Origin of the sequence: Brevibacillus sp. IT-7CA2, assembly GCF_949767855.1 — a bacterium.
In the GTDB taxonomy this organism is placed as follows: Bacteria; Bacillota; Bacilli; order Brevibacillales; family Brevibacillaceae; genus Brevibacillus.
The window spans coordinates 280,675-295,315 of the sequence record NZ_CATKQT010000052.1 but is presented as its reverse complement, the minus strand read 5'-3'; the positions used below and the strand labels follow the sequence as shown (position 1 = coordinate 295,315).

The window sequence follows — 14,641 nt, the reverse complement described above, 5'->3', positions numbered from 1 at the left end:
CCAATTGTTTGGACAGATACAGTGGGTGCAGCGCGGTTCGTAGGGTATAATGATGTTGTTCCGACTTACGAGAACATATAGAGGAAACCCATACCGAACATGCCGATGCCAAGAACAATGAGGGCAATCATGACGATGAACAGCCCCTTATTTTTGCGGCGACGGTAAAAAAATTCGTCAAACATGGTAAGCCTCCCTGCGGTTATGTTAGTCCATTCTACTATCATACCATGTTCTCTATCATCCTTGCCATCCACATATGAGTGAATAGATGTCCGCAAGAATAGGGGCGAATGACAGCAAAAGGGAAGGAGCATTTTTCATCATGGAAAGCATGTGGCTCAAATACAAATTACTAGTGGAACCGGAGATTGAGGATTTGTTTGTGGCAGAGGTTTTGACCAGCTCCTACACGCTTGGCTGGATCGAACCGCAAATCGAAGTACTGACAACGGAAAACGGATATGATTACGCAGAAAATACGGAAGGTCCACTTGTTGGCTATTTATTTGAACCCCAGCACGATCGTGAAGAGGAGCATGTAGCTCACTTGAAGATTTACATTCAACGCTGGAATGGACAAGTCACCATAAAAGAAGTAGAACTCGTAGCTGAAGAAAATGAATCGTGGAAAGAGGAGTTCCGGGAAGTCAAGATAGGCGACTGGTGGGTGGCACCAACGTGGACGGACCCCGCAGCGCTGGAGTCGGCACAGCATATCCTATGGCTCGATCCAGGTGCAGCCTTCGGAACCGGCTATCATGGAACGACGCAGGACATTCTTTTGTTTTTGCAAGAAATGGATCTGGAGGGTAAGCAAGTCATTGATATAGGAGCTGGCTCAGGAATTCTCTCTTTGTACTGCGCTTTGAATGGAGCTAAGCATCCTGTATGGGCAGTTGATATTAATCCACAAAGCGAGTATCAGGTTCTCGTCAATGCGACCAATAACCACCTTCCTGACCACGCTGTACAAGTCGTGATTGGGGATGCGAGCGAGGACGCAGTGAAGTCTCAATTGCCTGACCAAGCTGATGTCATTCTGGTCAACATCGGAGGCGATGAAAATGTCGCGATGCTTCCGATGATTACGGAGCGGATGGCTCCTGAAGGAATTTTGATTCTCTCCGGAATTGTCGAATGGAATCGGGAAGCTGTCATCGCCACATTTGAACAGGCGGGCTTCCAAGTAGAGAAAGAAAGTCAAAAAGACGAATGGGTTAGCGTTGTATTGAAAAACATCGCTTAGAACTGCCTTGTAACTTCCGTGTGAGACAATAAAGAAAATAGGGTACTCAATGGAGGGGAAAACAATGGAGCAGGTTGTCATTGCTGCTGCCGGACGTACGCCAATCGGTACGTTTGGTGGCGTCCTGAAAGATGTAAGCGCTCGCAAGCTGGCAGAAACCGTCATTCGCGGTGTCATGGCTCGATCTGGCCTGGAGGCTTCTCTGATCGATGAAGTCATTTTAGGAAATTGCATTCAACGTACAGACGAGCCAAACATAGCACGAGTGGCAGCATTGGATGCAGGGTTGGGGAAAGAAGTGACCGGCTACACGATTCAACGTCAATGTGCATCTGGCATGCAAGCGATTGCGAGCGGCGCTTCCCAAATCCTTTTAGGCGACAGTGAAATCGTCTTGGCAGGCGGCGTAGAGAGCATGAGCAACGCCCCGTATGTCCTGAAAAATGCGCGCTGGGGCAAACGATTGACACATGGGGAAATGACCGATGCGATGTGGGAGTTGTTAACAGACCCCCACCATCAAATCCTGATGGGCGAGACGGCAGAACGTCTGGTCGATCGTTATGGGATCACGCGCGAGGAGTCAGATGAGATTTCCTTGCGCAGTCAGCAAAATGCGATCCGCGCCATAGATAGCGGTATGTTTGCCGAAGAAATTATCGGAGTCCCAATTAAAAAGCGCACCGAAGAAATCATCGTAACGAAAGACGAATTCCCTCGCAGGGGAGTGACGTTGGAAAGTCTCGCGAAGCTAAGACCAAGTTTTCGTGACAATGGTACAGTGACGCCAGGCAATGCATCTGGGCTCAACGATGGAGCGTCCGCAGCCGTTTTGATGAAAGAAGGAAAAGCGAGAGAGCTCGGTATCGAACCACTCGGCAGAATTGTCTCGTGGGCAGTAGCGGGGGTAGAGCCTGATTTGATGGGATATGGACCCGTTCCAGCAGTGAAGCGTGCATTGGCAAAAGCGGGTTTGACGCTAGCGGATATCGAACTGATCGAAGTAAACGAAGCCTTTGCCGCGCAATACCTCGCCGTGGAAAAACTGCTGGAGCTACCGCGGGAAATAACGAATGTGAACGGAAGCGGCATCGCGCTAGGTCACCCTGTCGGTTCTACTGGCTGCCGAATTGTTGTAACCTTGCTGCACGAAATGAAGCGGCGACAGCTGAAACGAGGCTTGGCTGCCCTTTGTGTTGGCGGCGGGATGGGTATGGCGATGGTTGTCGAACGCACGTAGGTTTAAACAAAGTCTCCCCTGTTAAAAATGGAAGCAAAGGGGGAGGCTTTGTCATGTTTATATGGTCTTTTTTCAAGCGACATGGAAAACAGATTGCGTTTCATACCATATCCTGTTTGACGATCGGGGCGTTGCTGCTTGTTGCCTACAGTGCCTATCAATATAAGCAAATGACAAATCAGTGGTATGCTCCGATTGATGGAGCCAAAGGGAGCGCAAAACAGGCAGCTGTTTCCCTTCCTCCACGTGATCTTTTGACAGGAACAGAACCATTGAAGCCTTTCGTCGCCCTGCTTCTTGGTGTGGATAGTCGAGACGGGGAAAGTGCACGTTCAGATACAATGATGCTTGCGGCGATTCATCCCGGGAAGCAATCCGTCTACCTTTTGGCGATTCCGCGTGACAGCTACATGGAGCTCCCGGGAAAAGGATACGACAAGGTGAACCATGCGATGGCTTTTGGTGGTCCAAAGATGGTGAAAGAGTCGCTGGAAAAATTCTTACAACTAAAAATTGACCGGTATATCTCCGTAGATTTCGATGGCTTCCGTCAAATTGTGGACGAACTGGGAGGTGTCACTGTCGATGTGAAGAAACGAATGAAGTACAGCGATCCGAGCGACGACACGTACATCGACATTCAACCAGGGCGGCAGACTTTATCAGGTGAGCAGGCATTGGATTACGCTCGTTATCGCAAAAGTGATCTAGGCAAGGAAGACAGTGATTACATGCGGATTGACCGACAGCAGGAGATTCTCAAAGCGCTGGCTTCTAAAGGCACCTCACTCCAAGTGTATACCAAGGCATTTTCTCTCATGGAAATACTGGGTCAGCATGTGAAAACGGACCTCACTGAACAGGAAATCGCCTCTCTATTATTGTCCTATGGCGATGGCACTCCGAACTCCATTCAAGCTGATACATTGGTCGGGCAGGATGAGCGCATTTGGCATAATGGCATCGTTGGCTGGTATCATCTCGTCCCCACAGCTGAACGGGAAAGAGCACGTCAGCAAATTATCAAGGAAGTAAAACCGTAAGACACATAGAGCATAAGGGCAAAGGACACGGCTTTCATCAAGGGCTGCGTCCTTTTTTTCGTCGAATGGTCTTGTCCCAGATGGAAAGTACATGATTTTAGTTGGAAAATTGAATATGTTTCGAATACAATAGTCATTAGGAAGAGATTATGAATGTAGATCATAGGGAGAGGCAAGGCCATTTAAGGGATGGAGGGAATGACCATGTCAAATGCCAAGCCTTGGATTGCCAATTACCCGCCCGAAACTGCGCCGTCATTGGATTACCCCCGTGTTCCTTTGACGCATTTTCTGGAGCAGTCTGCAGCTATGTATCCAGACAGTAACGCGATCTATTTCATGGGAAAAAGCATTACGTATCGAGAGCTTTTGCAGTTGTCATACCAATTTGCCAATGCATTGATCAAGCGCGGTGTAAAGAAAGGCGACCGCGTGGCGATTATGCTACCAAATACTCCTCAAGCCGTCATCAGCTACTACGGAGCGCTTTTTGCAGGCGCGATCGTGGTCATGACCAACCCGCTGTATACCGAGCGAGAATTGATTCACCAAATGAACGATTCAGGCGCCGAGACCATCATCACACTGGATTTGTTGTACAAACGTGTTACCCAAGTCCGTGCATCTACCTCACTTCAACGAATTATCATCACAAGCATTGGCGATTTCCTTCCCTTATTGAAAAAATGGCTATATCCGTTCGTGCAGAAGAAACAAGGACAAAATCCGCAGGTTACATACAGCGCAGATATTGAGCCTTTTCTTTCCGTATTAAAAGAAAGCGCTACCAAGCCTGTTGAAGTACCAGTTGATCCGACCCAGGACATCGCGCTCCTCCAGTATACAGGGGGGACAACAGGTGTTGCCAAAGGCGTCATGCTGACGCACGCCAACCTCATTGCGAATGCAGTCCAGTGCCAAGCGGTCCTTTACAAGCTGAAAAAGGGACAGGAACGGATTTTGTGTGTGCTCCCACTGTTCCACGTGTATGGGATGACTACCGTGATGAACAAAGGCATTTGTATCGCAGCAGAAATTATTCTCGTTCCCAAATTCGACGTGAAACAAATATTTGAAATGATTGATAAACGGAAGCCTACTCTTTTCCCAGGGGCACCCACCATGTATATCGGTCTCATCAACCACCCGGACTTGAAGAAACATGACCTTTCTTCCATCGACGCATGTGTCAGTGGATCGGCTCCGTTGCCGATCGAAGTCAAGCTCAAATTTGAGGAGTTGACAGGCGGCAAGCTGGTCGAGGGCTATGGGATGACGGAGGCTTCTCCCGTAACACATTCCAATCCCATTTGGGAAAAAGGCATTACCGGAAGCATCGGAATGCCGTGGCCAGATACGGATTGCCGAATTGTGGATACGGCAACGGGAGATGAGATGCCCCAAGGCGATGTCGGAGAGTTGGCCGTAAAAGGACCCCAAGTCATGCTAGGCTATTGGAATCGCCCAGAAGATACCGCCGCCGTATTGAAGGATGGCTGGTTTTTGACGGGAGATATGGGCTATATGGACGAAAACGGCTATTTCTATATCGTAGATCGCAAAAAAGACATGATAATAGCCGGTGGCTTCAATATTTATCCGCGTGAAGTAGAAGAAGTGCTGTTTGAGCATCCCGCCATCCAGGAGGCAGCAGTCATCGGTGTCCCAGATCCGTACCGGGGCGAAACAGTCAAAGCATACGTCGTATTCAAGGATGGACAGCTCGCGAGTGAAGAGGATCTGGAGGCGCATTGCAGACAGAGACTTGCCGCCTATAAGATTCCGAGACAATACGAGATTCGTACAGATTTGCCCAAAACCATGGTCGGAAAAGTACTGCGTCGTCAATTACAAGAAGAAGACAAGAAGAAAAGAGAAGCCCAGGAAGAAATCAAAACGAGCTAGTAGCTGATGTTTTGAGGCTTGCGATCCCAGGCGGAAAGCGGCCTTTTTTGCTGACCTCTTGCGATTGACAGAGGAGTGGCCCTGTATTACACTAATTATGAATGAGTGATCATTCATTTCGTCATCAATGTTAGTAAACATGGAGGTAGTTATGGCAAAGAAAACGGGGGAAAAGTATCAAGCCATTATTGATGCTGCTGTTCGAGTAATCGCCAAACAGGGCTATTACAGTGCCCAGGTATCGAAAATTGCGAAAGAGGCGAAGGTAGCAGACGGCACCATATACCTCTATTTTGAAAACAAGGATGATATTTTGATTTCACTGTTTAACGAAAAGATGGGCCAGTTTGTGGAGACAAACCGCAAACGCATTTCGGAAGCGACGACCATTGAGCAAAAGCTGTATGTACTCATTCATGCACACTTGAGCCAGCTATCCATGGACCAGGATCTGGCAAAAGTGACGCAAATCGAGCTACGCCAATCCAGTCCGATCATTAGTGAAGGAATCGGCAACGTGATGAAGCAGTATTTCAACCTCATTGACGAAGTGATCGTAGAGGGTATGGAACAGGGCGTATTCCGATCCGATCTCGAGGTGCGGATTACGCGAAAAATGATTTTTGGAACGCTGGACGAAGTGACGACATCTTGGGTGATGAAACAGTGCAAGTACGACCTTGTCTCTTATGTTGATTCCATTCATAACCTCTTCCTGCTTGGTATGAAGGGAAAAGAATGAAAAGAAAAGCTTTTTTTGCATGAAAACGTTTGTTACAATGGAAACAGCAAGACTGAGCGATCGCTCGGATCGAAAGAAGTAGCTGTTTTTATATATGGGGAGAGTTTGGGGGGAGAGGAATGGCGTCGCATTGGAATGTAGAAATCGTTGATCGCGTTGCTACGGTTACAATTAGCAACCCGCCTGCTAACGCACTCAGTCAAGCAGTACTCGGTCAATTGAGTGAACTTTTGGACCAGTGGGAAAATAACGATGAAATCAAAGCAATCGTTTTGACTGGCGAAGGTCGGTTTTTCATTGCAGGAGCGGACATCAAAGAATTTACCCAACTGAATCGGGATAATGCAGAAGAACTGGCGAAGAAGGGTCAAGCATTGTTCAATCGCTTGGAAACGTTCCCGAAGCCAATCATTGCAGCAATTAACGGCGCTTGCCTTGGCGGAGGTTTGGAGCTTGCGTTGGCATGCCATATCCGCTTTGCAGCACCTGAAGCCAAGCTCGGGCTGCCTGAGTTGAATCTCGGACTCATTCCTGGCTACGGTGGTACGCAACGTCTACCACGTCTGGTTGGTCGTGGCAAAGCGACACAAATGATTCTCACATCTGAGATGATCGGTGGCGAGGAAGCTCTGCGTATCGGTCTTGTGGAAGCGGTTTATCCCGTAGAGCAGTTGCTTGCAGAAGCGCAAAAGCTGGCGGCTGTTTTCGCAAGTAAGAGTGCGATTACCCTGAAGTTTGCCCTAGCGTCCATCCATAACACAACGGAGCTTTCGTTGTCACAAGGCTTAGAGCAAGAAGCAAAGCTATTTGGCGATGCATTCGCGACGGAGGACGTAAAAGAAGGCGTGACTGCTTTTCTCGAGAAGCGCAAGCCGCAATTCGCAGATCGGTAGTTAAGCATATAGCTTCACAAGTATGAGGTACCACTAAGGAGGAGGCATCCTGATGAATATCGTGGTTGTGTTGAAACAGACGTTTGACACAGAAGAAAAAATCGTCATCCAAAACGGACAAATTTCCGAAGATGGCGTTGAATTCATCATTAATCCCTACGATGAGTACGCTGTAGAAGAGGCGATCAAGCTCAAGGAAGATCACGGCGGCGAAGTAACCGTGATCAGCGTCGGCCCAGACCGTTCTGAAAGTGCACTGCGCACTGCTTTGGCAATGGGTGCAGACAAGGCTGTTTTGGTGGATGACGAGTCTCTGTTCGGAGACGAATTCACGATCGCCAAAGTATTGGCTGCAGTAGCGAAAAAGGTTGGCTTCGATATTATCATTGGTGGACAAATGGCTGTAGACTCCGGGGCTGGCCAAGGCGGTCCTCGTCTGGCAGAAGAACTGGGAATTAACCATGTATCGACTGCTGTGAAGCTAGCGGTGGACGGGACGAACGTACGCGTAGAGCGCGATGTAGAAGGGGACCTGGAAGTCGTGGAGACGAGCCTTCCTGTTTTGATTACGGCTCAGCAAGGACTCAACGAGCCGCGCTATCCTTCTCTCCCAGGCATCATGAAAGCGAAGAAAAAACCATTGGATAGACTCGGTGCAGACGATTTGGGAATTACTGCGGATGAGGTAAAAGCAAAGACAGAAATCGTCGATCAGACATTGCCTCCGAAAAAGCAGGCGGGTCGCATTCTCTCTGGCGAATTGGCAGCTCAAACGTCGGAATTGGTGCAACTGTTGCGCAATGAAGCGAAAGTGATCTAAGCGAGAGGGAGAGGATATCCATGAAAAAAGTACTTGTATTGGCAGAAGTACGTGACGGACAACTTCGCAACGTGTCGCTGGAAGCATTGACTGCAGCACAAGCATTGGCTGAGGGCGGCGAAGTCGTAGCAAGTGTATTCGGAGCAAATGCAGCAACGCATGCAGTGACATTGGGTCATCACGGTGCGAGCACGGTATATACGGCTGATCATACAGCGTTGGCACAGTACACGCCAGATGCGTATGTGCAGGCACTCGCGCAGTTGATTGAACTGGCTTCTCCAGACGCAGTTGTTTTGGGTCACACCGCGATCGGTCGTGATATCGCACCTCGCGTAGCAGCGAGACTCGGTTATGGTTTGGTTTCAGACGTAACAAGCGTAGAAGCGGGCCCTGTCTTCGTTCGCCCGATCTATGCAGGAAAAGCGACGCAATCACGCAAATTCGTTGATGGAACAACATTTATTACGATTCGTCCAAACAACATTGCCATCGGGGCTGCTGACCCTTCGAAAACGGCAGTGGTGGTACCAGTTGAATTGGATATCAAGGATTTGCGCACGATCGTAAAGGATGTTGTAAGAAAAACAAGCGGCAAAGTAGACCTTTCCGAAGCAAAAGTCGTGATTTCCGGTGGACGCGGAGTGAAGAGTGCAGAAGGCTTCCAGCCGTTGTACGATCTGGCGGAAGTACTCGGTGCAGCAGTTGGTGCATCTCGTGGCGCTTGCGACGCAGACTATTGCGATTACTCCATGCAGATTGGACAGACAGGTAAGGTTGTTACACCTGATCTGTATATCGCATGCGGGATTTCGGGAGCGATCCAGCACTTGGCTGGTATGTCCAGCTCGAAAGTCATTGTTGCCATCAACAAAGATCCGGAAGCGCCAATCTTCCAAGTGGCTGATTACGGTATCGTTGGTGACTTGTTCGAAGTGCTGCCATTGCTGACGGCTGAGTTTAAAAAAGTGTTGGTATAACAGAAAAACGGTAACAAGGCGCTCCTTTTGGGGGCGCTTTTTTTGTCCATAAGGCTTACTTTATGCTTTCCTTGCTTGGTATAATAGGCAGTAAGGAGAGGTGATCGGGATGAGCGAACAGCTTTTGCAACAACTAATACACATGGTGGCAGAGAATAACCGATTGGTTAAAGAAACGCAGGAGGAGCTACGCGAGTTTAAGAAAGAAATGTATGATTTTCGTGATGAGATGTACGAATTCCGCGATGACGCTACGCGCCGATTAGATAGGTTGGAACGCCAAAATAAACATATCGATGCAGACCTTGATCTGCTGCATCGGAAAGTTAGTGACCAAGAACGGGAGATTAACCGGCTCAAACAAGTCGGGCAATAAGGTGCGGCTAGACTGGACAGACTATAGCGAGAAGTGCAGGGCAAAGTGTGGAGCGGCGTAGTCAATTTGGTGTTTGAATGATATACTGATAACCGTTAGGAACCTTTATTTAGTAATTGAAATTCAAGGAGGTAACTTCTATGGCAATTGTAAATGCTACCGACCAAAACTTTTCCCAGGAAGTAGAGCAAGGCGGTACAGTCCTGGTTGACTTCTGGGCTCCATGGTGCGGCCCTTGCAAAATGATCGCTCCTGTACTGGAGCAAATCGACGGTGAAGTGGGCTCCCAGCTCAAAATCGTCAAAGTAAACGTGGATGACAACCCAGATTCTGCTGGTCGTTTTGGCGTAATGTCCATCCCAACACTGATCGTATTCAAAGACGGTCAACCAGTTGACAAAGTGATCGGCTTCCAACCAAAAGAAGCGCTCATGGCAACTGTAGGCAAACATCTATAAGAGCAATGCAATGAGTAAAGCGGCATGTAAGGTGCCGCTTTTTTTTATGGACTGATGCGGAATTCTGAACGATCGTTTGTCAAAAAATTAAGTTTACTTGAGCGAAAATAATTGCGTTTTTATAATACTTTGATTAAACTTCATATATTCAATTTATTTAGAAAATAGAGGGGGCTTTTCTAATGAAGGGATTTCATTTGATGCGCTCGCTGGCGGCGATTTCGCTAGGGGCGGTATTGATGGTCGGATGTTCGAGCGGAGGAAATACAAGTGCTCCTGCAGCAGGAGAAGGTGGCTCTGGACAAGCAGCTAGCGCCGACGGACAAGAGATTCAAGCAAAAATCGGTGTTGTTGGTTTCCTCTCAGGATCTGGCGCAGCCTATGGAGAAGCACAAAAAGCAGGATTGGAGCTGGCGTTGGGTGAGCTGAATGAAGCAAACAAAGGCAAGCTCAAGATCGAACTGAAGTTTGAAGACTCCGCCGGAGAAAAAGAAGGCGCGATTAACGCGGTAAATAAACTGATTAATCAGGATAATGTCGTGGCTATCATCGGACCAACACTTTCCGGTGAAATGTTTGCAGCAGGACCAGTTGCAAACGAGGCGGAAACCCCGATTTTTGGTATCTCCAACACGTCAGAAGGAATCAATGATATCGGGGAGTACGTGTTCCGCAATTCTTTGCCTGAATCCATTGCGATCCCGACAGCTATGAAAGCAGCCGTAGAGAAAAATGGCTTGAAAAAAGTAGCACTCATCCATGCATCCAACGATGACTTCTCCGTGAATGGTTACAAGGTCATGAAAGCAACCGCTGAAAAGCTGGGCTTGGAGATTACCGGTGAAGCGACTTTCGCAAATGGCGATGTGGATTTCTCGGCCCAATTGACTAAGCTGAAGCAAGCAAACCCAGACGCTTTGCTAGTGTCCGCTTTGTACAAAGAAGGCTCTATGGTTGTGAAAAAAGCACGTGAGTTGGGCTTTACAGGGACAATTCTTGGTGGAAATGGTTTCAATAATCCGAAAGTTTTTGAAATTGCAGGTCCAGCTGCTGAGGGCTTGATCGTTGCGACTCCATTCAGCCCTGAAAAGAAAGATGATAAAGTACAAGCCTTCGTAAAAGCATTCGAAGCCAAATACAACAAAAAGCCTGACCAGTTCGCTGCCCAAGCATATGACTCGCTGTATATCATGTCGCAGTCACTTCTTGCCGCAGGCAAAGCAGATCGCGAAGAGTTGCGCGGACAATTGGCTCAGCTGAAAGACTTCACAGGTGTATCCGGCAAACTGTCTTTTGACGAGAAACGCAATCCGATTGGTGATGCGGTTGTCGTTGTCGCAAAAGAAGGCAAATTCGTCCCGTTTGAATAGGATCGTGCCCGGGGTCGCTCCGGGCTTCTTTTTCTATAGTTATCTCGCTGGATCAGAAAGTACCAGATGAAGTTCTTCGCTTGCTGATCCAGCGAGAATAACTCAATCATCGTTGGATGTTAACCACTTAACAGTGAGGTGAGGCATTTGTTTTGGCAACAATTAGTCAACGGTTTGACAGTTGGTAGCACTTATTCATTGATTGCATTGGGCTATACGCTCATTTTTGGTGTCTTGGGAATCATTAATATGGCACACGGCCAAATTTTTATTTTTGGATCACTGGTTGGCTTGGTATTGATGACCAGCCTGAATATGCCTTTAGGGGTAGCGCTGATCGTGGCGGTCGTGATATCGGCCATTTTGGGTCTCGTGCTGGAATATACAGCGCTTCGCCCCCTTCGTAAAAAAAATGTACCCCATCTGGCATCCTTGATTAGTACGATCGGATTTGCCATTTTGATGGAGGAAGCCATGCACAAGTTTTTCGGTGCTGACTCCCGTGCGTTCCCACAATCCTTTGGGGATGCCACTTTTGACTTGGGGCTCATTCAAATTCGCAGCGTGGATCTCGTTATTTTGGCGATTTCTGTGTTGCTGATGTTCGTCCTGCATTTCTGGATTCAAAAAACGAAAATGGGAAAAGCCATTCGCGCGACGGCTGAAAATACGGATACTGCAAATCTTTTGGGGATTAACACGAATATGGTTATTGTCGTGACCGTTATGCTTGCTTCGGCACTGGGAGGCGTCGCTGGTATATTGATCGGAATGGCGTACTCTGCTCTCATTCCGACGATGGGGATGACGCTTGGCTTCAAAGGTTTGGCTGTTTTGATTTTAGGCGGAGTAGGCAGCATTCCTGGAGCCATGGTGTGTGGCGTATTGCTCGGAATTATCGAGGTGTTTACTGTCGCGTACGGAGACTCGTCGTATCGGGATGCGGTTGCTTTTGGCTTGATCATTCTCATTTTACTCTTGAAGCCGGAAGGACTATTTGGACGCAAAGCGTAAGGGAGGTGCAGACATTGGACATTCTCAATCCATATAACTTACAGGTACTGACTTTTATTTTGTTAAACAGTATTTTAGCGATCAGTATTTACATTACGCTCTCGACGGGCCAGCTTTCCTTGGGACATGCGGGCTTTATGAGCATTGGTGCTTTTACGGCGAGTATTTTGACAAAGCAAGCGGACATGCCGCTGTTTATCGCCATCTTGATCGGAGGACTGGCGGCAGGGCTGATTGCACTCTTGATCGGTGCTCCGACATTGAAGCTCCATGGCTTGTACCTGGCAATTGCTACGCTTGGCTTTGGTGAAGTGATCCGCGTTATTTTTCTTAATATGGAAATTACGAATGGAGCCCTCGGATTGACCGGACTTCAATCGATTGGCAATTACTTGTACGATTTTGAAAAAGCAATGGGGTTAAAAGCGCAAACCTTTGGTATTTCGGTCATGCAAATGAAGTCATTATCGACCTTTGTTTTTATGCTGCTCCTGTTTGCCTTCGCTCTTTTCCTGACGCTTCGTCTGAACCGTTCGCGTCTGGGGCGTGCTTTTGAAGCGATCAAAGCAGATGAAACGGCAGCACGAGCGATGGGATTGCAAGTCAACTATTATAAAATGCTTGCTTTTGTGATCGGTTCAATTTTGGCAGGGGTGTGTGGAGGATTGTTCGCTCACATTACGACGACCATTACGCCAGATGATTTTAACTATCATAAAGTCGTAGAGATTCTGTCTTATGCCGTGATCGGCGGCAGCGAAGTCGTATGGGGGCCGCTGTTTGGTGCCTTGCTTCTCACGGCACTGCCGGAGGTACTGCGTGGTTTGGCCGAGTACAAAATGCTCATGTACGGTTTGATCATGGTCGGTGTAATGGCGTTCCGTCCGCATGGCTTGATCGGTGCCGATACGTTCCAGAAGCTGTTCAAGCGTCGGCGGGGCAAGTCATCGGATAAGGAAGCGAAGGGGGGAGAATAAGATGTTGCTGGAACTTGCGAACGTAGGAAAAAGCTTTGGCGGCATCACCGCTCTTCGTGACGTTTCTTTTTCTGTCGGAGAGGGCGAAATTGTCGGCTTGATTGGTCCGAATGGTGCGGGGAAAACGACCATTTTCAATATGGCAACGGGTATATTCGAACCAACGACGGGTACTTTTTCTTTTGCCGGACAAAAACTAAATGGAATAGTGCCGAACAAAATTACTGAAATGGGGATTGCGAGGACGTTCCAAAATATTCGCCTTTTCGGTCACATGAGTGCGTTGGACAACGTGAAGGTAGGCTGCCATTTACGCATGAAGGCGGGCTTTTGGGCTTCCCTTTTGAAAACACCGGGACAACGTGCAGAAGAAAAGGCGGTTACCAAAAAAGCAGAGGAGCTTCTCGAATTCGTAGGCTTGTCTGACATTGCTGATGTGCGCTCGGATACATTGGCCTACGGTCAACAACGGCGTTTGGAGATTGCACGGGCACTGGCTACTGAGCCAAAACTTTTGCTTTTGGACGAGCCTGCTGCCGGAATGATCGAGACTGAGACAAAAGCGCTCATGGAGCTGGTCAAAAAGATTCGTGATGACGGGACGACGGTCCTGTTGGTCGAACATGATATGGGATTGGTCATGAACCTGTGTGAAAAGGTCGTATGTATCAACTTTGGGGTCAAAATTGCTGACGGAACCCCAGCAGAGGTACAAAACAATCCAGATGTGATTGAAGCCTACCTCGGCAAGGAGGACGAATAAGATGCTGAACATACAAAACTTGACGACCTCCTACGGTCAAATCAAGGCGATTCGTGGGATCACGCTGGAAGTGCCTGAGGGCAAAATCGTCTCGCTAATCGGGGCGAACGGAGCGGGCAAAACCACAACCATGCGTACGATCGCAGGTCAACTGAAGCCCGAAGCAGGGACGATTACGTTTTGTGGTCAACGTATAGAGGGTTCGAGACCTCATCAAATCGTAAAAGCCGGACTGGCTTTGGTACCAGAAGGGCGTGCGATCCTCGGTAAGATGACCGTGCTGGAAAACTTGGAGATGGGTGCATTCCAGCGCAACGATGCACAAGGCATCAAGGACGACATGGAAAAGATGATGACCTGGTTCCCAATCCTCAAGGAACGGCTTTCTCAATTGGGAGGGACGATGTCTGGCGGTCAGCAGCAAATGCTAGCCATTGCCCGCGCATTGATGTCTCGACCGAAGCTGTTGCTTTTGGACGAGCCGTCGATGGGCTTGGCTCCCATCGTGGTGGCGGACATTTTCAAGGTGATCAAAGAAATCAATGCGGAAGGTACAACCGTCCTCATTGTGGAGCAAAATGTCAAACAGGCCCTCAAAATCGCTGATTACGGGTATGTACTGGAGGCAGGGCAAATCGTATTGGACGGCACAGGAGAAGCATTGTTAAACGACGAGCGTGTAAAAGAAGCATATTTGGGCGGTCGCAAGCATTAGGTCTGCCTATAAAAAACTGTCGCTATGGAATGAGGCGGCAGTTTTTTTCGTATTGATTCCATGGTACTATGAAGGATAGAACGTATATTCTCTTAT

15 protein-coding genes are annotated in these 14,641 nt (G+C 48.3%); all 15 read left to right on the top strand.

Annotated elements, in window-relative coordinates:
* The first annotated feature begins 325 nt into the window (after positions 1 to 325).
* The 15 genes from ACM6JA_RS27105 to ACM6JA_RS27035 all read left to right on the top strand — a co-directional run bounded on the left by ACM6JA_RS27105 (position 326) and on the right by ACM6JA_RS27035 (position 14,545).
* Positions 326 to 1,249: a 50S ribosomal protein L11 methyltransferase gene (locus ACM6JA_RS27105; RefSeq protein WP_414854874.1), complete on the top strand. Its 924-nt coding sequence runs from the start codon at positions 326 to 328 to the stop codon at positions 1,247 to 1,249.
* A 64-nt stretch (positions 1,250 to 1,313) separates the two neighbouring features.
* Positions 1,314 to 2,489 carry an acetyl-CoA C-acetyltransferase gene (locus tag ACM6JA_RS27100; protein ID WP_414854873.1) on the top strand — a complete coding sequence of 392 codons (1,176 nt, stop codon included), beginning with the start codon at positions 1,314 to 1,316 and terminating at the stop codon, positions 2,487 to 2,489.
* A gap of 53 nt (positions 2,490 to 2,542) precedes the next feature.
* Positions 2,543 to 3,532 (top strand): LCP family protein, encoded by a 990-nt coding sequence (locus tag ACM6JA_RS27095; protein WP_414854872.1) that lies wholly within the window; start codon positions 2,543 to 2,545, stop codon positions 3,530 to 3,532.
* Positions 3,533 to 3,736: 204 nt separating this feature from the next.
* Positions 3,737 to 5,437, top strand: coding sequence for an AMP-binding protein (locus ACM6JA_RS27090; protein ID WP_414854871.1), 1,701 nt, complete (start codon positions 3,737 to 3,739; stop codon positions 5,435 to 5,437).
* Positions 5,438 to 5,588: 151 nt separating this feature from the next.
* Complete coding sequence (locus ACM6JA_RS27085) at positions 5,589 to 6,179, top strand: TetR/AcrR family transcriptional regulator (protein WP_007722414.1); 591 nt, start codon at positions 5,589 to 5,591, stop codon at positions 6,177 to 6,179.
* A gap of 119 nt (positions 6,180 to 6,298) precedes the next feature.
* Entirely contained in the window at positions 6,299 to 7,072 is a 774-nt protein-coding gene (locus tag ACM6JA_RS27080; protein ID WP_017251082.1) for an enoyl-CoA hydratase, read from the top strand.
* Positions 7,073 to 7,124: 52 nt separating this feature from the next.
* Positions 7,125 to 7,892 (top strand): electron transfer flavoprotein subunit beta/FixA family protein, encoded by a 768-nt coding sequence (locus ACM6JA_RS27075; RefSeq protein ID WP_414854870.1) that lies wholly within the window; start codon positions 7,125 to 7,127, stop codon positions 7,890 to 7,892.
* A 20-nt stretch (positions 7,893 to 7,912) separates the two neighbouring features.
* Positions 7,913 to 8,872 (top strand): electron transfer flavoprotein subunit alpha/FixB family protein, encoded by a 960-nt coding sequence (locus ACM6JA_RS27070; RefSeq protein ID WP_414854869.1) that lies wholly within the window; start codon positions 7,913 to 7,915, stop codon positions 8,870 to 8,872.
* A 109-nt stretch (positions 8,873 to 8,981) separates the two neighbouring features.
* Positions 8,982 to 9,248 (top strand): hypothetical protein, encoded by a 267-nt coding sequence (locus tag ACM6JA_RS27065; protein ID WP_414854926.1) that lies wholly within the window; start codon positions 8,982 to 8,984, stop codon positions 9,246 to 9,248.
* A 140-nt stretch (positions 9,249 to 9,388) separates the two neighbouring features.
* Positions 9,389 to 9,706, top strand: a complete 318-nt coding sequence (gene trxA, locus ACM6JA_RS27060; protein WP_007722428.1) for a thioredoxin — start codon at positions 9,389 to 9,391, stop codon at positions 9,704 to 9,706.
* Positions 9,707 to 9,888: 182 nt separating this feature from the next.
* Positions 9,889 to 11,076, top strand: a complete 1,188-nt coding sequence (locus tag ACM6JA_RS27055; RefSeq protein ID WP_414854868.1) for an ABC transporter substrate-binding protein — start codon at positions 9,889 to 9,891, stop codon at positions 11,074 to 11,076.
* Between the two features lie 147 nt (positions 11,077 to 11,223).
* Positions 11,224 to 12,090 (top strand): branched-chain amino acid ABC transporter permease, encoded by an 867-nt coding sequence (locus ACM6JA_RS27050; RefSeq protein ID WP_414854867.1) that lies wholly within the window; start codon positions 11,224 to 11,226, stop codon positions 12,088 to 12,090.
* A gap of 5 nt (positions 12,091 to 12,095) precedes the next feature.
* Positions 12,096 to 13,067 carry a branched-chain amino acid ABC transporter permease gene (locus tag ACM6JA_RS27045; protein WP_414854866.1) on the top strand — a complete coding sequence of 324 codons (972 nt, stop codon included), beginning with the start codon at positions 12,096 to 12,098 and terminating at the stop codon, positions 13,065 to 13,067.
* 1 nt (position 13,068) lies between these two features.
* The gene (locus ACM6JA_RS27040) at positions 13,069 to 13,830 is read left to right on the top strand and encodes an ABC transporter ATP-binding protein (protein WP_414854865.1); all 762 of its coding nucleotides are present in this window, start codon (positions 13,069 to 13,071) and stop codon (positions 13,828 to 13,830) included.
* Position 13,831: 1 nt separating this feature from the next.
* Positions 13,832 to 14,545: an ABC transporter ATP-binding protein gene (locus ACM6JA_RS27035; RefSeq protein ID WP_414854864.1), complete on the top strand. Its 714-nt coding sequence runs from the start codon at positions 13,832 to 13,834 to the stop codon at positions 14,543 to 14,545.
* Positions 14,546 to 14,641: the final 96 nt, after the last annotated feature.

Excerpts from the sequence above, each read along its gene's own strand:
- ACM6JA_RS27105 (WP_414854874.1), top strand. The coding sequence starts at position 326 with ATGGAAAGCATGTGGCTCAAATACAAATTACTAGTGGAACCGGAGATT.
- ACM6JA_RS27100 (WP_414854873.1), top strand. The coding sequence starts at position 1,314 with ATGGAGCAGGTTGTCATTGCTGCTGCCGGACGTACGCCAATCGGTACG.
- ACM6JA_RS27095 (WP_414854872.1), top strand. The coding sequence starts at position 2,543 with ATGTTTATATGGTCTTTTTTCAAGCGACATGGAAAACAGATTGCGTTT.
- ACM6JA_RS27090 (WP_414854871.1), top strand. The coding sequence starts at position 3,737 with ATGTCAAATGCCAAGCCTTGGATTGCCAATTACCCGCCCGAAACTGCG.
- ACM6JA_RS27085 (WP_007722414.1), top strand. The coding sequence starts at position 5,589 with ATGGCAAAGAAAACGGGGGAAAAGTATCAAGCCATTATTGATGCTGCT.
- ACM6JA_RS27080 (WP_017251082.1), top strand. The coding sequence starts at position 6,299 with ATGGCGTCGCATTGGAATGTAGAAATCGTTGATCGCGTTGCTACGGTT.
- ACM6JA_RS27075 (WP_414854870.1), top strand. The coding sequence starts at position 7,125 with ATGAATATCGTGGTTGTGTTGAAACAGACGTTTGACACAGAAGAAAAA.
- ACM6JA_RS27070 (WP_414854869.1), top strand. The coding sequence starts at position 7,913 with ATGAAAAAAGTACTTGTATTGGCAGAAGTACGTGACGGACAACTTCGC.
- ACM6JA_RS27065 (WP_414854926.1), top strand. The coding sequence starts at position 8,982 with ATGAGCGAACAGCTTTTGCAACAACTAATACACATGGTGGCAGAGAAT.
- trxA (WP_007722428.1), top strand. The coding sequence starts at position 9,389 with ATGGCAATTGTAAATGCTACCGACCAAAACTTTTCCCAGGAAGTAGAG.
- ACM6JA_RS27055 (WP_414854868.1), top strand. The coding sequence starts at position 9,889 with ATGAAGGGATTTCATTTGATGCGCTCGCTGGCGGCGATTTCGCTAGGG.
- ACM6JA_RS27040 (WP_414854865.1), top strand. The coding sequence starts at position 13,069 with ATGTTGCTGGAACTTGCGAACGTAGGAAAAAGCTTTGGCGGCATCACC.
- ACM6JA_RS27035 (WP_414854864.1), top strand. The coding sequence starts at position 13,832 with ATGCTGAACATACAAAACTTGACGACCTCCTACGGTCAAATCAAGGCG.